This window comes from Streptacidiphilus sp. P02-A3a (assembly GCF_014084105.1).
GTDB lineage: Bacteria > Actinomycetota > Actinomycetes > Streptomycetales > Streptomycetaceae > Streptacidiphilus.
In genome coordinates this window covers 4,151,581-4,169,097 of sequence record NZ_CP048289.1, presented here as the reverse complement: position 1 = coordinate 4,169,097, position 17,517 = coordinate 4,151,581, and the positions used below count along the sequence as shown (strand labels likewise).

18 protein-coding genes are annotated in these 17,517 nt (G+C 70.4%); 11 read left to right on the top strand and 7 right to left on the bottom strand.

Annotated features, from left to right (window positions below; all coding sequences use genetic code 11):
• The first annotated feature begins 146 nt into the window (after nt 1-146).
• On the top strand, nt 147-449 hold the full coding sequence (locus GXP74_RS18190) for a WhiB family transcriptional regulator (protein ID WP_182452493.1): 303 nt from the start codon (nt 147-149) through the stop codon (nt 447-449).
• Between the two features lie 92 nt (nt 450-541).
• On the top strand, nt 542-1,777 hold the full coding sequence (locus GXP74_RS18185; RefSeq protein ID WP_182452492.1) for an AI-2E family transporter: 1,236 nt from the start codon (nt 542-544) through the stop codon (nt 1,775-1,777).
• A gap of 97 nt (nt 1,778-1,874) precedes the next feature.
• On the opposite strand, the gene GXP74_RS18180 is transcribed toward GXP74_RS18185, so the two are convergent.
• Both GXP74_RS18180 and GXP74_RS18175 read right to left on the bottom strand, forming a co-directional pair.
• Complete coding sequence (locus tag GXP74_RS18180) at nt 1,875-2,153, bottom strand: hypothetical protein (RefSeq protein ID WP_182452491.1); 279 nt, start codon at nt 2,151-2,153, stop codon at nt 1,875-1,877.
• On the bottom strand, nt 2,154-2,579 hold the full coding sequence (locus GXP74_RS18175; protein ID WP_182452490.1) for a nucleotidyltransferase domain-containing protein: 426 nt from the start codon (nt 2,577-2,579) through the stop codon (nt 2,154-2,156).
• Between the two features lie 188 nt (nt 2,580-2,767).
• Between GXP74_RS18175 and GXP74_RS40445 the strand changes: the two genes are divergently transcribed.
• The 3 genes from GXP74_RS40445 (at nt 2,768) to GXP74_RS18160 (ending at nt 7,567) form a co-directional block, all read left to right on the top strand.
• Nucleotides 2,768-4,387, top strand: a complete 1,620-nt coding sequence (locus GXP74_RS40445; RefSeq protein WP_225448026.1) for an IS1634 family transposase — start codon at nt 2,768-2,770, stop codon at nt 4,385-4,387.
• 729 nt (nt 4,388-5,116) lie between these two features.
• The gene (ltrA, locus tag GXP74_RS18165; RefSeq protein ID WP_182452489.1) at nt 5,117-6,604 is read left to right on the top strand and encodes a group II intron reverse transcriptase/maturase; all 1,488 of its coding nucleotides are present in this window, start codon (nt 5,117-5,119) and stop codon (nt 6,602-6,604) included.
• A gap of 126 nt (nt 6,605-6,730) precedes the next feature.
• On the top strand, nt 6,731-7,567 hold the full coding sequence (locus GXP74_RS18160) for an IS982 family transposase (RefSeq protein WP_182456525.1): 837 nt from the start codon (nt 6,731-6,733) through the stop codon (nt 7,565-7,567).
• Nucleotides 7,568-7,728: 161 nt separating this feature from the next.
• On the opposite strand, the gene GXP74_RS18155 is transcribed toward GXP74_RS18160, so the two are convergent.
• Nucleotides 7,729-8,964, bottom strand: coding sequence for an IS701 family transposase (locus GXP74_RS18155; RefSeq protein WP_182456524.1), 1,236 nt, complete (start codon nt 8,962-8,964; stop codon nt 7,729-7,731).
• Nucleotides 8,965-9,238: 274 nt separating this feature from the next.
• Between GXP74_RS18155 and GXP74_RS18150 the strand changes: the two genes are divergently transcribed.
• The 3 genes from GXP74_RS18150 to GXP74_RS18140 all read left to right on the top strand — a co-directional run bounded on the left by GXP74_RS18150 (nt 9,239) and on the right by GXP74_RS18140 (nt 10,759).
• Complete coding sequence (locus GXP74_RS18150; protein ID WP_182452488.1) at nt 9,239-9,538, top strand: hypothetical protein; 300 nt, start codon at nt 9,239-9,241, stop codon at nt 9,536-9,538.
• Between the two features lie 76 nt (nt 9,539-9,614).
• Nucleotides 9,615-10,103 carry a hypothetical protein gene (locus GXP74_RS18145; RefSeq protein WP_182452487.1) on the top strand — a complete coding sequence of 163 codons (489 nt, stop codon included), beginning with the start codon at nt 9,615-9,617 and terminating at the stop codon, nt 10,101-10,103.
• A 212-nt stretch (nt 10,104-10,315) separates the two neighbouring features.
• Nucleotides 10,316-10,759, top strand: coding sequence for an Imm63 family immunity protein (locus GXP74_RS18140; RefSeq protein ID WP_182452486.1), 444 nt, complete (start codon nt 10,316-10,318; stop codon nt 10,757-10,759).
• A gap of 87 nt (nt 10,760-10,846) precedes the next feature.
• On the opposite strand, the gene GXP74_RS18135 is transcribed toward GXP74_RS18140, so the two are convergent.
• Nucleotides 10,847-12,364 carry an ISL3 family transposase gene (locus GXP74_RS18135; protein ID WP_182456523.1) on the bottom strand — a complete coding sequence of 506 codons (1,518 nt, stop codon included), beginning with the start codon at nt 12,362-12,364 and terminating at the stop codon, nt 10,847-10,849.
• A gap of 212 nt (nt 12,365-12,576) precedes the next feature.
• Between GXP74_RS18135 and GXP74_RS18130 the strand changes: the two genes are divergently transcribed.
• A complete protein-coding gene (locus tag GXP74_RS18130) occupies nt 12,577-13,050 on the top strand; it encodes a GNAT family N-acetyltransferase (protein WP_225448024.1) in 474 nt (157 codons plus the stop codon).
• Nucleotides 13,051-13,095: 45 nt separating this feature from the next.
• Here the strand turns inward: GXP74_RS18130 and GXP74_RS18125 are convergent, their stop codons facing one another.
• Genes GXP74_RS18125 through GXP74_RS18115 form a run of 3 tightly spaced genes read right to left on the bottom strand, consistent with a single transcriptional unit; the run spans nt 13,096 to nt 15,194 of the window.
• The gene (locus GXP74_RS18125; RefSeq protein ID WP_182452484.1) at nt 13,096-14,244 is read right to left on the bottom strand and encodes a CaiB/BaiF CoA-transferase family protein; all 1,149 of its coding nucleotides are present in this window, start codon (nt 14,242-14,244) and stop codon (nt 13,096-13,098) included.
• Complete coding sequence (locus GXP74_RS18120) at nt 14,241-15,005, bottom strand: crotonase/enoyl-CoA hydratase family protein (protein WP_182452483.1); 765 nt, start codon at nt 15,003-15,005, stop codon at nt 14,241-14,243. The genes GXP74_RS18125 and GXP74_RS18120 overlap by 4 nt, the downstream gene beginning before the upstream one ends.
• A gap of 39 nt (nt 15,006-15,044) precedes the next feature.
• A complete protein-coding gene (locus tag GXP74_RS18115) occupies nt 15,045-15,194 on the bottom strand; it encodes a hypothetical protein (RefSeq protein WP_255528244.1) in 150 nt (49 codons plus the stop codon).
• Between GXP74_RS18115 and GXP74_RS40440 the strand changes: the two genes are divergently transcribed.
• Both GXP74_RS40440 and GXP74_RS18110 read left to right on the top strand, forming a co-directional pair.
• On the top strand, nt 15,157-15,444 hold the full coding sequence (locus GXP74_RS40440; protein WP_225448023.1) for a hypothetical protein: 288 nt from the start codon (nt 15,157-15,159) through the stop codon (nt 15,442-15,444). The two genes, GXP74_RS18115 and GXP74_RS40440, sit on opposite strands and share 38 nt — an antisense overlap.
• Before the next feature lie 192 nt (nt 15,445-15,636).
• Complete coding sequence (locus tag GXP74_RS18110; protein WP_182452482.1) at nt 15,637-17,511, top strand: N,N-dimethylformamidase beta subunit family domain-containing protein; 1,875 nt, start codon at nt 15,637-15,639, stop codon at nt 17,509-17,511.
• The last annotated feature ends 6 nt before the right edge of the window (nt 17,512-17,517 follow it).

The window sequence follows — 17,517 nt, the reverse complement described above, 5'->3', positions numbered from 1 at the left end:
TCAACGCCCGGGCCGGGCGCCTGTCAACCGCCCGTCGCACCAGGTGCCGACCAGTCACCGGGGCTCCGGGAGGTGTGGGCGACCCGGCGCGGGGCAGGCGAGGGTGCGGAAGACGGGCCGCACAACAGAAAGGGCGCGGCGAGCTGATGGGGACCAAATCGGAATTGCCGGGGTCGGTGGAGTGGGCGTGGGCGTGGCAGGAGCAGGCGGCGTGCGCGCGGGCCGAGAGGCGGCTGTTCTTCCACCCCGCGGGAGAGCGCGGCCGCACCTTCGAGGCCCGGGAGCGCGCGGCCAAACGCGTGTGCGCCTCCTGCCCGGTGCTGGCGCAGTGCCGCGAGTACGCGATCCAGAGCCGTGAGCGCTACGGGGTCTGGGGCGGGCTGAGCGAGGACGAGCGCGCCGCGCTGCTGCGCCGCCGCCGGACCGCCCGCGCCACCGAGGCCGCGTGACCCCCGACGGGCGCGGCCCACTCGGCGGGCCGATCCGCCCGCTCGGGCGTGGTGGACCGCGGCGGACGTCGGCGTAGTTGCAGGATCACCGTATGAGGCGTGAACGGGCGAGGCAGGTCGGCGACTGGTGGCGGGCGCGGGGCGCGGCCGCGCGGCGCCGTACGGTGTGGCGCGGGTCGGCCCACGGCGAGGCGGCGGCACGGCCCCGGGCGCCGCGGCGGTCGGCCGTACCGGTGCGGCGTGGCCCGCGCCCGGATCCCGGGGTGCCGGAGTTCCTGCGCTCCGCCGCGGGCTGGGCCTGGCGGCTGCTGGTGCTCGGGGTGGCCGCGTACGCGGTGTTCGCGCTGCTGGAGCGGTTCCAGCCGGTCGCGGTGGCGGTGTTCCTGGGACTGGTGGTGGCCGCGCTGCTGCGACCGGTGGCCGACCTGCTGAACCGGTGGATGCCGCGCGGCCTGGCGGTCCTGGGCGCCTACCTGCTGGTGCTGCTGCTGGCGGCCGGGCTGCTGGCGGGGCTCGGGTTCGTGGTGGCGGACCAGGCCTCACGGGTGGGCGCCCAGTTCGACACCGGGGTCACCCGGGTGGAGCACTGGCTGGAGGGGGCGCCCTTCCACGTGCGGCCGGGGGCGCTCACCGGCCTCCAGTCGAAGGTCAGCGCGCTGCTGTCGGCGCACCGCTCGACCCTGGTGCAGAGCGCGGTGCGCGGCGCGGCCCAGGCGGTGGAGGTGGCGACCATCGCCGCGCTGGGCCTGTTCTGCTCGGTGTTCTTCACCTACTCCGGCGAGCGCATGTGGGCCTTCGTCGCCGACCAGCTGCCCGCCGGTCGGCGGGACGGCTGGCAGCGCGGCGGCCGGGCGGCCTGGCGCACCCTGTCCGGCTACATCCGCGGCATCATCCTGGTCGCCGGGACCAACGCGGTACTGGTCGCCATCGCCCTGTTCGTCCTGCACGTGCCGCTCACGTTGCCCCTGGCGGTGCTGGAGTTCATCGCCACCTTCGTGCCGCTGATCGGCTCACCGATCGCGCTGCTGGTGGCCAGCGTGGTGGCACTGGCCACCCGGGGCCCGGTCACCGCCGCCGCGGTGCTGGTGCTGATCGTGGTGATCGGCCAGATCGAGGGACACCTGCTCCAGCCGCTGATCATGGGCTGGGCGGTGCGGCTGCACCCGGTGGTGGTCGCCGTCAGCGTGATCGCGGGCAGCATCGCACTCGGAGTCATCGGCGCCCTGGTGGCCGTCCCGGCCGTCTCCGTGGTCTGGGCCGTGCTCCAGGCCCTACGCCACAACAACGCCCGCCCAACCACCCCGCAACGCGGCCCGGCCAGCCCGTGAGGGCGGTCGCGCGGGCTTCCGGAAGCACGAAACCTCCCGGCCCCCGGACGAACGACCCTGAGCGGGTCGCGTCCGGGGGCCGGGAGGCCGTGGTTCGCTACGCCTGGTACGGCAGCGGGGAACCGACCTGGCGGGACATTCCCTCGTAGGAGGCGATCAACGAGTCCATCGCCGCTGAGACCTCGTCAATCGAGAATCGAGCGTTCTCCCAGTCCTCTTCGGCCATGGCTTGGGCGAGCTCCAGCACATTCGACTGGAGGACCTTCAGCGAGTCCCCCTGGATGGCCAGCGCCGAATGCTTGCGGCCGGGGATGCGCACCAGGCAGCGGTTCCCATCCCGGGCCAGGAGTTCCGCCGTCGTGGCCTCGTCGGTCATCTACTGCTCCACGGGATTGAAGGTGATATAGGGCAGTTCGGGTATCAGGTTGGAGAATATATCCTGCCGGGCGCCGACCCCGAGCGTAACGTCCGCGCTCGGAAGGGAACTCGCCACGGAGTGCCTGACGCGCGAATTGATCCCCTCGATCACGAAGTCCCAGTCCGAGGTCGGGCCGGCCGCGCCTGTCGCCCGGCTGCCCACCACGGAGATCGGCTTGCCGATCCGGTTGGCTGCGTTCTGGATTCGCGCGATCTCCGAGCCGGTGAGACTGTCGAGGCTGGCCCCGGGGCCCACCTCCGGAACATTCCTCATGCTGGGTGCGGGGCCCGGGTCGGAGGGGCCGCTCGCGGAGGCCGGGTCGCTGGACGACTCGTTCATCAGGGTCTTCACGTCGTTGCCGAACCCGACAGCTGATTTGACCATGAGGCCTGCGCTGGGGGTGGCGATGGCGAGTCCTCCGGCGAGGGAGGGGGCGCCCGCTAGGCCGATCCTCCGCACGTGACACGTTCGGGTGATTGGGTGGTGTGACTGCTGCTTCGGGGGCGGGGTTACGCTTGGGTGGGGGTGTGCCGATATCTCGTTCGCGTCGTTCCCGGGTCCAGCGTCCTCGCATGGTGGTGGAGTTGGCTCCTGTGGTGGAGAGGCGTCTGGGCGCTCTGCCTGCCTCTGCCGAGTTTCTGCGTCGGCTGGACGTGGCCGGGATCATCGACGAGCTCTGCCCTGTCCGTGACGTGGCGCATCTGACACACGGGCAGGTCATCGAGGCGCTGGTCGCCAACCGGCTGTCCGCGCCGTCCTCGATGGTGCGGGTCGCGGACTGGGCCCGGAAGTGGGCGGTCGAGGAGGTCTTCGGGATCGAGCCGGACCTGCTCAACGACGACCGCATCGCCCGCGCGCTGGACGCGATCGCCCCGCGCCTGGAGGAGATCACCGGGTCGGTGGGCGCGCAGGCCGTCGCGGAGTTCGGCATCGACACCGCCCAGATCCACTGGGACATGACCTCGATGTCGATGTTCGGCGCCCACGACGACCAGGAGGAGGGGTACCCGCAGGTCAGGTACGGTCATCCCAAGGACCGGCGGGTGGACTTGAAACAGGTCCAGGCCGGACTGGCCCTCACCCGCGACGGCGGCGTCCCCGTCTTCCACCGCGCCTACGACGGCGGCGCGGGCGAGGTCGCCCAGGCTGTCGGTGCGATGAACGCCCTGCGGAAGATCGCCGACCGCAAGGACTTCCCGCTGGTCGCGGACTCCAAACTGGTGTCCTACCCGAACATCACCGCCCTGCTGGACGCCGGGGTCGGCTTCGTCGCCCCCCTGCCCGCCGCCCAGGTCAGAGCCGGCTTCTACGCCGCCCTCGACCCGGGGGCCGCCGAGCTGGTCGACTACGTCAACGACCGCGACCGCGAGCGGAACACCCCCGCCGACCAGCGCGAGTCCTACCGCGTCCTGGAAGACGTCAACCACCTGGCCGGACCGCGCAAGCGCGACCCGGTCCACCGTCTGCGCCGGATCCAGGTCCACTCCAGCGGCAACGCCGCCGGCCAGCGCAAAGCACGCGACAAACGCCTCGCCAGGGCCGCCGAAGACCTGGACAAACTGCAACGCTCCGCCGGCGGGCGCCACTGCCCCACCACCGACAGCGTCCAGGCCCGCATCGCCGTGATCGCCAAGTCCCGCCGGGTCACAGGCTGCCTGCGCACCGCCGTCACCACCGACCCCGCCGGGAAACCGGTCCTGGCCTGGCACTTCGACCAGGACACCCTGGACACCGAAACGGCCGCCGACGGCTGGTACTGCCTGGTCACCACCCTGACCCCGCAGGAAGCCGACGCCGCCGAGGTCTTCCGGCGCTACAAGGGCCAGGGCGTGGTCGAACGCCGCTACAGCGAGTTCAAGGGCCCCCTGGCCGTCGCACCGCTCTTCCTGGAGCACAACCGCCGCATCACGGCCCTGATCACCGTGATCTGCCTGGCCCTGCTGGTCTACTGCCTGATCGAACGCCAGGTCCGCCAAGCCCTGGAACCCGCCCAGACCATGACAGGCCTCTACCCCGACAACCGCAGAGTCCGCCCCACCGGACGCATGATCCTCTACCACCTCGAAGACCTCACACTCCGCCCCGGCACCACCACCGACCCACCCGCCATCCTCATCAGCCGAGGAATCCAAGCACACCTGCTCGAACTCCTCGACATCGACGAAACCCGACCCCGCTGGCCAGAGACCTAAAACCCCATGTGCGAAGTCACCGGCTAGACGAGTTGATCCGAAGTTTTGGCCCGTCAAAGGGGCGAGGGTGTCCAAGATCCGTGTGTGACGACAGACCTGAACACCCTCTTGACGGCACTTTACGTGAAGATCGAGTGCGCCACGAGGCTCTGTTGTTGTACCGAATGGGGTGGAAGACCCTTGTCTCCCTGCCGCCGTAGCGGTGGGGTGAAGCTGGAGGCAGCCGGACCCGGGAGTCGCCGGGGAGGGTGGGAGCAGCCTCGACGAAGTCGCGACGGTCCAGGACTGCCGGATGGATCGGGCGCGGTGAGCGAGACGGGAAGGTATACGCGAGGAACCGGCTGCGTTACGCCTCTTGATCACGTGCCAGCTCTAACCCGGTGGATTCGGGCTGGTTTGCGGTGCGCACTCGCCGTCTTTGGCGGTGGGGAACTCCTGGGGAGGGTCTTCGATGTTCGATCCGGGAGGTCATGGTGAATTGTCCACGGCAGTATCCGTGACGATGCCGCAGGGGCAAAGCCGGGTGCCTAACCCGTCGATCGGACAACAGGGAACGTGGGAACCATCCGTATCCACTCCCACTGCCCGGCCTTTCCAGGGTCGGACAGTGGGATAGGCGCGACGTCTGCCGAAGGAACGGATGGGGCGGAGCCGCCGTAGTACTCCGCGCCGGGGAAAGCCCGTGCACATGGGGAAGGGCGGCAGCGTGTCAGACAAGGAGTGAATGTAATGTCCGGAGACGCACCGGTGAATATCGGTGCCGCATCCTGGCCGGATGCAGATTCGGCCGAGATCGTGGTACGGAAGATGCAGAGCAAGTTGCACCGCTGGGCGACCGAAGATCCTGGTCGCTGTTTCGGCGATCTGTTCAACCTCGTTTACGACCCGGCGTTCCTGATGGCTGCGTGGGAACGCGTGTCCACCAACAGGGGCGCCAAGACGGCAGGGATCGACAAGGTCAATGCGGCCATGGTCGAGACCTGGGTCGGGGTCGATGTCTTCCTGGCCCGACTCCGGGACTCGCTGAAGTCTGGCGAGTACCGGCCAGTCGAAGTGCGGCAGGTGATGATCCCGAAAGGGAAGAGCACGGGGAAGTTCCGGAAACTCGGCATCCCCACCATCACCGACCGCGTGGTCCAGGCAAGCATGAAAGCAGTACTTGAGCCCATTTTCGAGGCGGACTTCAAGCCGTGCTCGTATGGGTTCCGCCCGAAGCGGCGCGTACATGACGCCATCGCCGAGATCCACTATCTGGCATCCGGCTCCAGGGACTATCACTGGGTGCTGGAGTGCGACATCAAAGCCTGTTTTGACGAGATCAAGCACACGGCATTGATGGAGCGCTTCCGGGTGAGGGTCAAGGACAAGCGTATGTGCGGGCTGGTGAAGGCGTTCCTGAAATCCGGGATCCTCACCGAACTCGGGAATCGGGAAGAGTCACTGACAGGGACCCCGCAGGGAGGGATCCTATCGCCGCTGCTCGCCAATATCGCACTGTCCGCGCTGGACGATTACTTCGACGAGCAATGGCATCGCGACATGGGGACACCGTATCGGCGATCCAAGCGCAAGAAGGACGGCCTAGGCAACTGGCGACTTATCCGCTATGCGGATGATTTCGTCCTGGTGGTCTCGGGAAACCGCCACCACGCCGAGGGCCTGCGCGAGGAGGTGGCAGCCGTACTCGCCCCGCTGGGGCTGCGGCTGGCACCGGAGAAGACCCTGGTAGTCCACATCGACGAGGGCTTTGACTTCCTCGGGCACAACATCCGCCGCCAACGGAAGCGAGGAACCACGAAGCACTACGTCTACACCAAGCCGTCCAAGAAGGCCATCGCGTCGATCAAGGACAAGATGCGGGAGCAGACGTACAGATCGACCCGCCATATGGAGCTGGACGAGCTGCTTCGCAGCGTCAACCGGAGCCTGGCGGGATGGGCGAACTTCTTCCGGCACGGAGTGTCAAAGGCGATCTTCACCGCAGTCGACTCCCACACCTGGGGCCGGCTGATGCGGTGGATCCGCGCCAAGTACGCAGGGAAACACCGTCTCGGGATGAAGGAACTCCGCAACCGCTTCTGTGACAAGGGGTGGCGGTTCGCCCACAACGGGGTCGTCTTCACCGGCGCATCCAGCGTCGCAGTGGAACGCTACCGCGGAAGCGACATCCCGACCCCGTGGACCTCGAAAGCAGCAGTCGCCACGGCAGGCGGCTGACCAACGGTCAAGACACGTGGAGCGCCCGGTGCGGAGTAATTCGCACGCCGGGTGCGGGAGGGGGCCCGAGGGAGACGACCGACGGAGACGTCGGCACCGCGCCCACGGGCCTACCTCACCGACGAGATCGGAGGAACGCGGTGCATCGGCCGGCCACCGCTGCTCAGCGACTCCGGGCTCGTGTGCCTGGCCGTGGCCCAGGCCCTGCTCGGCTACCACTCCGAGTCGCGATGGCTGCGCTACGCGAACAAGCACCTGACGGGCATGTTCCCGTACCTGCCGCAGCACGCGGGCTACAACAAGCGGCTCCGCTCCGCGCTCGGGCTGGTCAAGCGCCTGATCCGGGAACTGGCGACGGACAGCGACTTCTGGTTCGACAACCACTGGATCACCGACTCCACGCCCGTGCCCTGCGGGATGTCCCGCCCCACCGTGCAGCGCTCCGGCCTGGCCGGCTTGGCCGGCTACGGCTACTGCGCCTCCCACTCCCGGTTCTTCTGGGGCCTGCGCCTCTACCTGGTCTGCACCCCGGCCGGGATGCCGATCATGTGGGCGCTGGCCAACCCGAAGATCGGGGAACGCGAAGTCCTCGCGGCGATGCTGGAGGTCGACGCCGGCCTGGTCGCTGCCCGCGAGGGCGTCGTGCTGATCACGGACAAGGGCTTCGCGTCCAAGCCGTTGGAGAAGGCCCTCGCCGAGCAGGGCATCGCGCTCCTGCGCCCTTCGCGCAAGCGCGAGAAGCAAAGGTACGGCGAACCGATGCTCAAGAAGGTCCGCCAGCTCATCGAATCCGTCAACGGCACCCTCAAAGGCCAACTCGACCTGGAGCGGCACGGCGGCCGGACCATCGAGGGCGTCGCCATACGCGTGGCCCAGCGCATCCTCGCAATGACCGCCGCGATCTGGCACAACAACCACACCGGCACACCGACCACCCGCTCGCTGACCGCCTACGACCACTAATCACTTCGGATCAACTCCTCTAGTAGTACTTCGTTAAGTTTGGTTTGGTGGGCGGGCGTTGTGCGTGGTTGTGCTTGCGGGTAGGGGGCGTTGGCAGGTGGTGCAGGTGCCGGTCCAGCAGTTCAGCAGGTCCTGTATCTGGTCGAGGACCTGGTAGAGGGTCAGGCCGGCGCTTGGGCTTTTGGGTCGAGTCTGCGCAGGGTGAGGAAGGCGTGGGCGGCGGTGACCAGGGCGAGGTGGTGGTGGAAGCCGCGCCAGGTTCGGCCTTCGAAGTGGTCCAGGCCCAGGCCGTGCTTCATCTCGCGGTAGTCGTGCTCGATGCGCCAGCGCATCTTGGCCAGGCGGGCCAGGTGTCGCAGCGCGGTGTCGGCGGGCAGGCTGGTCAGCCAGTACTCGGTGGGGGCCTTCTCCCCGGTGGGCCACTCGCACAGCAGGGTGGTGGCGGGCAGTACGCCGTCCCAGGCCGCGGCGCCGCCGGCGGCGGCCATGGCGTGGCGGCGGGCGGCGACCCCGGCGGGGCGCACGGTCAGCGTCCGAAAGCGTGAGTGCATCGGGCCTTTGGAGCCGTGGCGCCAGGTGGAGCGGCGGAACGCGGCCCGCCCGCCGTCGGCCGCCAGTGCACTCAGCGCGGCGGCCCTGGCGCGGTAGCGGGTGGCGGGGACGCGGCCGGTGCCGGACCAGGGCGGGGCGGTGGGAACGGCGTGCTGCGGGTGTGCGGACTCGTCCGCGCGCACGGCGACGACGAAGTCCAGGCCCCGGTCGGCCAGGCCCTGGCGGAACGCGGTGTTCTGTCCGTAGCCGGCATCGGCGACAATGACCTTCGGCTCCAGGCCCCAGCCGACAGCCTCGTCGATCAGGTCCAGGGCCAGCCGCCACTTCTCACGGTGTCCCGCCTCCTCGGGGACACCGGCGCGAGTGCGCCGGTCGGCGTCGTCCTGCCACCCCTCGGGCAGGAACAGCCGCCAGGAGACCGGCACGGACGCGGTGTCGGAGGCGGCGTGCAGGCTGACGGCGACCTGGCAGTTGGACTGCTTGCCCAGCGCCCCGCACCACTGCCGCGCCACACCGACCGACATCCGCCCGTCCTTGGGGAACGAGACGTCGTCGATCACCCACACCACCGGGTCCACCGCCGGCACCGTCTTGAGCGCCACCGCCCGCAGCACCGCCGCGTGGTCCCACGGCGACTGGTTCACGAACTGCTGCAGCGCCTGCATGTCCCCGTCCGGCAACCGCGCCGCCATCGGCTGGACCGACTTGCGACGGCCGTCCAGCATCAGCCCGCGCAGGTAGCAGTCACCCCACCCACGCACGTCACGACGCCGCACCGACGCAAATACCTCACCGACGAACTCGGCCAGCTCACCACGGAGTTGCTCGATCTCCCCCAAATCCACGTCGGCCATGATGCCCGATCAACAGCACCCACATCAACCAAACTTAACGAAGTACTACTAGGACTCGAACGTGTCACCTCACCGGCACAGGAATCTGGGCAGCCCTCACCCTCGCAGGCAGGGCCGTGTCGATCCGCGCCGTACGCATGTGGTCGGACAACATCAGCTCCAGCCACTGCCCCGATGAGCCGCGCTGCAGCGGCACCCACGACAGCGAACGCTGTGGTTGCCGGATCCGCTGACGCGACCGACGACGCTCTGCCACGATCACCCAATGGAGTACTTCACCCTCGTGGCGAAGCCCGGCGCACCCGGAGCACTGCACATCGAAGAGGCGCTGCGCGAGGCCTGGAACGCCTGCGCGGCACAACCCTGCACCAAGTGCCACGTGCCCGCCGGGCGATACTGCCGCGACCGGATCGCCGGCGTTCACCGGGTGGTCCGCTTCCACCGGCCCCGCCAGGACGACGCGCACGTCCCCACCATCCTGGCACCGGTCGGAATCGGTGGGTTGAGCTGGGCAAAGGGCAAAGGATCGTTCGTGTGGGACAGCCGGACCATCCCAACCGTGTGACACCCGGCCGCGCAGGGCAGCCCATGCCGGCCGCCAGCCACAGTGCGGCCCGCAGCGAACCAGAGAGGCCGCACAAGTGAACAACAGCGCTATCAAGTACGTGATGGGGCTTCAGATCACCAACCTGGACGCCAAGCGGGTGTTCATGGTCCTGGCCGGGCTCACCAAGCCCTCGCGGCCGGGCGAGGACCCACAGGTGATGGGCCTGAACCTGCCGGACCAGGACATCCCGGCCCTCGCCGCGCGAGCGAAAATGGAACCGCAGGAGTTTCGGCGCCTGCTGCGGGTGCTGAAGAGCGCGGTGGCGATGGACGTCCTGGAGCACACCGACTCCTGGGAGATCGTCTACGGCCCCGCGCACACCGGCACCGCTCCCGCGCCACCGGCTGCCCCGCCGGAAGCAGCGGAGGCCCCATCGGTGCCGGCGCCCGCCGCCGGGCCCGGCCGCCGGGCGGCGCCCTCGGTCGGCCGGCCCCGGTACTGGCTGGTCCATGTCCTGCCCCTGTTGGCGCTCCTCTACTACCTGACCGAGCTGCTGCCGCGACACTCCACAACGGCCAGCTGACCCGTAGGCTTCCACACAGGCCGAGGCCGTCCCGGCTCTGCCCGGGACGGCCTCGGCCTGTCGGATGTCCGTCAGCTTCCCGGCTGGCACCCGCGAATCTCACTGCCGTCGACATCGCTGGAATTCGACCATTCGACGTTTATCACCGATGACGGTTTGTACGCACGGCGCCGCCGGACTGCCCGAATCTCCGGTCGTATATCATCGCACTCATGACGATCTCGAGGACAGCAGTACAGGCGGCACTCGCCCAGGTCACGGCAAATGTCCCCGACCTTGCATCCCGCATGCCGAAAATCGAGGGACCCCCTTTCGACGGGGTCACAATTGAATTCGGCAGCGAAGGGGAGGTCATGCTGGTGGCACACGAGCGCGGGATGGACACCGTCCCCTACAGTACCCGGAACGCCGAGGAACTGGCCCACCAGGCAACGCTGCGAGCGGTCTGGGGGTTCGCCCTGAACTGGGAGAAGAACAACCGCGACCGCTTCCCGGAGTACCGTGACGACACCCGCCTGACACGGGTGGCCAAGCAGATCGAGATCCTTCGCCGCATCGATCCGCGCTGGGCGGAGGAATTCCGTGCGAGCGTGCCGGCGAACTATTCTGGTCTGGCCGTGGACAGGGTCGACGCGCATCCCCTTCTGTCATCCTGACGCACTCGTCTTGACACACCCTGCGCAGTACCCGGGCCGGGTCTGTACGGTCTTCGGCTCTGCCCCGTAGTCGGTGGTGACGTTGTGCTAGTGGAGGAGGATGTGGTGGCGGGGGAGGGCGAGGCCGGCGCGGCCGTGCGTCTGGCGCGTGATCCTTTTGGTGCGGGTGTTCACGCCTTCGGTACGGCCGTTGTGCCAGGGCGGGGTGGGGGCGGCGTTCACTGCGGCGCGGTCGATCTGCGGGCCGTTGCGGAAGGAGTGCGGGTGGGGAAGGTCGGCCGCACGGACATGGCTGATCCAGTCGGTGAGTTTGGTGTCGTTGCCTGCGGCCGGGGTGGGCAGGGCGGCGAAGGTGGCGATGGGGTTGGCGAGTGCGGTCGTCTGTGGGCAGGCGGCGGTGATCGGGTCCCGCAGTTCGGTGTCCTTGCTCCGCGGGTTCTCGGGTCTGGTCAGCAGGAGCCGGGCGGCGTGCTGCGGGGTGGTCACGGGTCGCGTGCCCTCGGCGCGGCCCTGGTTCAGGTAGCGGTAGGGAAGGTTGAGGCCGCCGGCGTAGCCGCGCTCTTTGATCTCGCGGAAGAGCTGTGTCACGGGCAGGGCCGGGTTCTGTTCGCGGCGGGTGCGCGGGTGGTCGCGGTAGGGGTCGACCAGGGTGGGGCGGTGGCGCGGGACGATGCGTTCGGCCGGTGGCCGGGGTCTGCGGGCGTAGCGTTTGACGGTGTTCAGGGCGAGGTTCGGGCGGCGGGAGCATTCCGGTAGGCCGACGCCCTGGTCCGTGAGGTTGTGGACCTTGTGCCAGCGTTCGAGGGTGGTCTGCTCGCGTATGCCGCCGGGTAGGGAGGGGTTGCGGGTGGCCCAGCGGGGAGCATGGCCACGGGTCTCGGTCAGGGCCTTCTCGCGGAAGTTCTTCCGGACATGCCGACGGTCGCTGACCCGCGCCGCGTCGGGCAGCGCGGTGCGGATGGCCTCGGCGTAGGCGGTGGGGCCGTCCCGGCACACGATCTCGACCCCGGGGTGCGCGCGCGACCAGGTGGTCAGCGTGGCACCCGGCCTGTGGGGCAGTACGTCGATGCGTCTGCCGGTCTCGGCGTCGATGATGATCGTGGCACAGCGGTGGCGCCGTCTGGGCGCGAAGTCGTCCACGCCGATGGCCCGGGGCACCTGCAGTAGGGGCAGTGGCAGTGGCAGTGGCAGTCGCATCAGCATCCGCAGTGCGGTCGAGCGGGACACCGCGATAGCCAGGACACGGGAGGGGCGGGAGCTCGCCCGGCCCGCTAACCCCGCTACCACGGAGCCGGGTTGCGCAGCGAGGCGGTTCGTCCGGCGCTGGTAGCGTCCGAGCAGGCTGGGCACCTGTTCGCGGAATGTCTGCCGGGGACAGCCCAGGACCGGGCACACCAGGCGACGCACCCTGACCTCCACCACCACCCGTCGGCCGTCCACCGCCGCATCGGTCACGGTCCGGCCGTGGAAGCTGCGCACCCGCCCGGCCGGAGTTCCGCACACCGGACACGGCACCGCGCCGTCGGGAGTCCGGGCCACTACCCGGACGGACTCGCCGTCGTCCACTACGTCCTCGACGACCAGCGCCGACAACCCCGAAAACACCGTGCCCATAAGGGCATTGAGCTCAAGCACACTCCATCAAGACCCAGAATGACGCCCAGTCACCACCGGCTACGGAGCAGAGCCATTGCCTGGACAGGCCCTCACAATGATCATTGTGGCTGGGCTCAGGAGCCCTCACCACAGGAGTTCACGAGTCACTGGACGTTCCTGGGCCGTTTCGCCCTGGCGGATCGGCCTGCGAGAGTGTGGCCATGAGTGACGTTGCTATCCGTCTGGCCGGGTCCGATGACGCGCCCGCGCTGGCAGCCATGCGCTGGCGGTTCAAGGTGGAGGACGGCGGAGACGAAGTCCGGCGGAACGAAGAGGAGTTCACGGCCGAGTGTGAGCAGTGGCTGCGTTCCCGGATGGTCGGGCCGTGGCGTGTCTGGGTCGCGGAGGTGGGTGGTCGGCCCTGCGGTCACCTGTTCGTGTGTCTCGTGGAGAAGGTGCCGAGTCCCTACCCGGGTTCTGACGCCCTCGGCTACGTGACGAACTTCTACGTCGTCCCTGAACAGCGCAATCGCGGTCTGGGTAGGGCCCTGCTCGACGCGGCCACCGGCTATGCGCGCGCTCACAGCCTGGATACGTTGATCGTGTGGCCGTCCGAGCGCAGTGCGCCGCTGTACCGGCGCTGCGGCTTCGACGAACCGGAGGAGCTCCTCGAACAGCCCGTCGCGCCGAGCTGAGCGAACGTCTCGCAGTGGCTGCGCGGACGATGCGATGACGCCCGGTCAGGCCAGGACGCCACGGGCGAACAGGTCGGTCAGCTGGTCGTCCGGCAGGCCGCAGGCGCGCAGTACGGCGCGGGTGTCCGCGCCGGTGGGCGGGGCCGCGACCGGGGCGGCCGTCGGGGTGGCGCTGAAGCGCGGCGCGGGGGCGGGCTGGATGCCACCGCCGGGGCCCGGGAGGTAGGTGGCGCGGGCGGCGTTGTGCGGGTGCTCCGGCGCCTCGGTCAGCGACAGCACCGGAGTGACGCAGGCGCCCTGCCCCTCGAACCGGGCGGCCCAGTCGTCCCGTTCCCGGGAGCGGAACAGCTCGGCGAACCGCTCGCGCATCGCGGGCCAGGCTGCCCGGTCGAACTGCCGGGCGAACAACGGGTCCTCGCTCAGGCCGAGCACCCGCAGCAGCGCGGCGTAGAACTGCGGCTCGATGGAGCCGACCGAGACGTGCCGGTCGTCGGCGCAGCGGTAGACGGTGTAGAACGGGGCCCCGCCGTCGAGCAGGTTGCTGGCCGGGCGGTCCTGCCAGCGTCCGTGGGCCAGGAAGCCGTAGGTCATCGCCAGCAGCAGCGCGGTGCCGTCGGTCATCGCCGCGTCCACCACCTGTCCCTGGCCGCTGGCACGGGAGTTGAGCAGGGCGGCGAGGAGTCCGAGGGCGAGCAGCATGCCGCCGCCGCCGAAGTCGCCGACCAGGTTCAGCGGCGGCACCGGGTCGCCGCCTTCGGGCGCGATCGCGTGCAGCGCCCCGGCCAGGGCGATGTAGTTGATGTCGTGTCCGGGCTCCTGGGCGAGCGGTCCGTCCTGCCCCCAGCCGGTCATCCGGCCGTAGACCAGGGCCGGGTTGCGGGCCAGGCAGGGGTCGGGGCCAAGGCCGAGCCGCTCCGCCACGCCCGGCCGGAAGCCCTCGATCAGCGCGTCCGACCGCTCGACCAGCGCCAGCAGCGCGGCCACCCCCTCGGGGCGCTTCAGGTCCACCGCGATCGACCGGCGGTTGCGGTGCAGCCACGGGTGCTGCGAGGGGTTTCCGGCGTCGGCCGGCCGCTCCACCCGGACCACGGTGGCGCCGAGGTCGGCCAGCAGCATGCCGCAGAACGGGCCGGGGCCGATGCCGCCGAGCTCCAACACCCGGACCCCGTCCAGCGGGCCGTGACCTGCGGTCATTTCCCGGTCCAGCGCGGAGCCCGCTTCTCGGCGAAGGCGCGCGCGCCCTCGCGGGCGTCCTCGGACGCGAACACCGCCTCGACCAGGGCCTGTTGCCGGGTCCAGGCCTCCTCGGCGGGCCACTGGGCGGCCTGCGCGATGATCTGCTTGGTGGTCCGCACCGCGAGCGGGCCGTTGGCGGCGATCGTGGCGGCCAGCGCCCGGGCCCCGGCCAGCGCGCCGCCCGGCGCGGTGAGCCGGTTCACCAGCCCCAGGCTGTGGGCGCGTGGGGCGTCCAGGAACTCGCCGGTGAGCGCGTACTCCATGGCGACCTGGTACGGGATGCGCTGCGGCAGCCGCAGCAGGCCCCCGGCTGCGGCCACCAGCCCGCGCTTGACCTCGGGGATGCCGAACTTCGCGTCCTCGGCGGCGACCACCAGGTCGCAGGCGAGGGCGATCTCGCAGCCACCGGCCAGGGCGTAGCCCTCGACCGCCGCGATCAGCGGCTTGCCCGGCGGGGCCTCGGTCAGCCCGACCAGGCCCCGGCCGGGGATGGTCGGGGTCTCGCCGCGCAGGAACGCCTTGAGGTCCATCCCCGAGCAGAAGCTGCCACCGGCCCCGGTGATCACGCCGACGACCAGGTCCGCCCGGGCCTCCAACTCGTCCAGGGCGGCGGCCACGCCCCGGGCGACCTCGGCGTCCAGCGCGTTGCGCGCCTCCGGCCGGTTGATCGTGATCACGGCGACGCCGTCGGCGTACTGCGTGAGAACCGTGTCGGTCATGGGGACTCCCGGAGTGGCCAGGTTCGAACGTTCGATAAGTTACGGGCTGGCGGCTCCGCTGTCCAGGACCGGTGGGTCCAGGTCGGCGGCCAAGTAACGGGTCAGCGCCTCCAGGGCCGGCTTGTACACGCCGACCAGGGTGTAGTCGCCCATGGCCGGTCCGGCCCCGTTCGAGGAGACGTTGACGATCGCGCCGTCGCGCCGGGCCAGCAGCGGGGCGGTGACAGCGGCGACGCCGACCCGGACCGGTTCGGTGCTGCCGCCCGCCTCGGTGATCGCCGCGACCGTGGCCCGGGCCGACGGCTCGGAGCTGAGCCGCCGCGCCGGAACGCGGTTTCGCGGCCGAGGACGCCCGGGTGACCTGCCCCTGCCGGGCTTCTCCCGCCTTGCCCGGGCTTCTCCCGCACCCGGTCGGCCGGGGCCGGGAAAGGGGGTCTGATCTCCCTTGACCGCTCCATTGGTCTATGCCAGTCTCCCCTAAAGGTCTGGACCAATAGCGGTTTCGGGACTGCGGGGGAGCCGGTGCGCAAGTCCGGCGCAACGCGCCTCGGGGGAAGGCGGCACGGTAGTGACCTTGGTTGCGTACGCGGAGGCGACCTCCTGCGCACAGGGGGGGAGTCTTCGCTTCACCGTGACCCGCAGACCGGCCCGCGCCTCGGCGTCCGGATCGGCCGACAGGGCGGCGGTCACGGCGGCGGTCACGGCGGCGGAGGGCCAACTGGTCGGCCGGGTCACCGTACGGGACGCCGTGGACGGCCGGACCGTGCACCGGTCGGCGGTGACCGGTGGCAGTTGGGTGCTGGACGTGCCCCGCCACTGGCGCAGTTCGCTGTACCGGGCGGTCTTCCGCCCCGGCCGGGGCGAGGCCAGCGAGGTGTGGTTCGTGGTCCGCCCGGCCGAGGACGCCCCACGGGCCCGGGTGCTGCTCTCGGTGCCGTTCGCCACCTGGCAGGCGTACAACCGCAGCGGCGTGCCCGGCGAGGGCCTGTACTGGACCGAGGACCCGGCCCGCGCGGCCCGGGTCAGCTTCGACCGCCCGGGCGGCGGACCGCCGCCGGAACGCTGGGAGGAGGGCCTGATGCGCTGGCTGCGCGCGCACGGCCCGGACGTGGACTACTGCTCCAACCTCGATCTCCACCTCGACCCCAGGGCGCTGCTGCCGTACCGCCTGCTCGTGGTCAACGGCCATGACGAGTACTGGACCTGGGAGATGCGCGACCGGGTGGAGGGGTTCGTCCGGGCGGGCGGCAACCTCGCGGTCTTCGGCGCCAACACCGCCTGGTGGCAGATGCGGTTGGAGGACGAGGGCCGCACCATGGTCTGCTACCGCGACGCCGCCGCCGACCCGATGGCGCAACTGGCACCGGAGTTGACCACGGTCGAGTGGTCGAGCGACCCGGTGAACCGGCCCGAGAACAGCCTCACCGGTCTCAGTTTCCGTACCGGCGCCGGTTGTTGGGGACCGAGTATGGAGCGGATGCGGCTGGAGGCGTACACCGTCGCCTTCGCCGCGCACTGGGTCTTCGAGGGCACCGGCCTGGCCGACGGCGACACCTTCGCCCGGGGCGGGCTCGGCTACGAGACCGACGCCGCCGACCTGGAGTTCACCGACGGCGTGCCGACCGCCACCGGACGCGACGGCACGCCCGCCTCGCTGGCCGTGCTCGCCACCGCCGACCTGCGGCACTGGCAGCACTACGGACAGGGCGGCTGGGCCGTGCTGGGCGTCTTCGAGTCCGGTGCGGGCACCGTCTTCAACGCGGGAACGGTCAACTGGGGCGCGGCACTCGGTGATCCGGTGGTGGCTCGGATCACCCGCAACGTGCTGACCCGGCTGTCCGCCCCGGCGGCGCCGGGGCGCTGGACCGCGCTCGGCTCGGCCCACGGCGCGCTGGCACTGGCCGGGACCGGCCCGTGGATCTTCGCCGCACTGGCGGACGGGACACTCGGGGTACGCTCGGCCGACGCGCACAACCGCAGGCTGCAACCGGCCGGTCCGGCCCCGGACGTGGTCGCGCTGGCCGCCCCCAGGGAGGCCACGGTCGGCGGCCCGCTGGCGCTGTACGCGGCGGACCGGCACGGTCGGCTGCTGGCTCGCCCGCCCTTCCCCGAGGCGGCCGACTGGCAGGTGCTGGACCGCTGTCCGACCGGAACCCGGGCGCTGGCCGTCTGCGACGGCCGCCTGTACGCCCTCGACCACGACGGCGCGCTGTGGACCGCACCGCAGAGCCCGCGACCGGACGGCTCGCCGCGCACCTGGCTGCGGTTCGCCCCGCCCGCCGCGCTGCGCGCGCTCACCGCCGTCAACGGCCGCTTGTACGCGATCGACGGCCAGGGCACCCTGCTCCATAGACTGCCCGAACAGAGCAGCTCCTGGCAGGAGTTGGGACCGGCCCGAGATGTCCTCACGCTCGGCGGCCAGGCCGGGAGACTGCTCGGCCTGGACCCGGAGGGCACCCTGCTGCGCCGAAGTGTCCTGAACAGCAAGGTATCTGACCAGTCGTAGATTACG

What these genes read in the sequence shown, in the direction of transcription:
- GXP74_RS40440 (WP_225448023.1), top strand. Translation starts at nt 15,157, where the DNA reads ATGGCCGGTCCGGCCCCGTTCGAGGAGACGTTGACGATCGCGCCGTCG.
- GXP74_RS18140 (WP_182452486.1), top strand. Translation starts at nt 10,316, where the DNA reads ATGACGATCTCGAGGACAGCAGTACAGGCGGCACTCGCCCAGGTCACG.
- GXP74_RS18175 (WP_182452490.1), bottom strand. Translation starts at nt 2,579, where the DNA reads ATGGTCAAATCAGCTGTCGGGTTCGGCAACGACGTGAAGACCCTGATG.
- GXP74_RS18130 (WP_225448024.1), top strand. Translation starts at nt 12,577, where the DNA reads ATGAGTGACGTTGCTATCCGTCTGGCCGGGTCCGATGACGCGCCCGCG.
- GXP74_RS18185 (WP_182452492.1), top strand. Translation starts at nt 542, where the DNA reads ATGAGGCGTGAACGGGCGAGGCAGGTCGGCGACTGGTGGCGGGCGCGG.
- ltrA (WP_182452489.1), top strand. Translation starts at nt 5,117, where the DNA reads ATGTCCGGAGACGCACCGGTGAATATCGGTGCCGCATCCTGGCCGGAT.
- GXP74_RS18180 (WP_182452491.1), bottom strand. Translation starts at nt 2,153, where the DNA reads ATGACCGACGAGGCCACGACGGCGGAACTCCTGGCCCGGGATGGGAAC.
- GXP74_RS18190 (WP_182452493.1), top strand. Translation starts at nt 147, where the DNA reads ATGGGGACCAAATCGGAATTGCCGGGGTCGGTGGAGTGGGCGTGGGCG.
- GXP74_RS18125 (WP_182452484.1), bottom strand. Translation starts at nt 14,244, where the DNA reads ATGACCGCAGGTCACGGCCCGCTGGACGGGGTCCGGGTGTTGGAGCTC.
- GXP74_RS18120 (WP_182452483.1), bottom strand. Translation starts at nt 15,005, where the DNA reads ATGACCGACACGGTTCTCACGCAGTACGCCGACGGCGTCGCCGTGATC.
- GXP74_RS40445 (WP_225448026.1), top strand. Translation starts at nt 2,768, where the DNA reads ATGGTGGTGGAGTTGGCTCCTGTGGTGGAGAGGCGTCTGGGCGCTCTG.
- GXP74_RS18150 (WP_182452488.1), top strand. Translation starts at nt 9,239, where the DNA reads ATGGAGTACTTCACCCTCGTGGCGAAGCCCGGCGCACCCGGAGCACTG.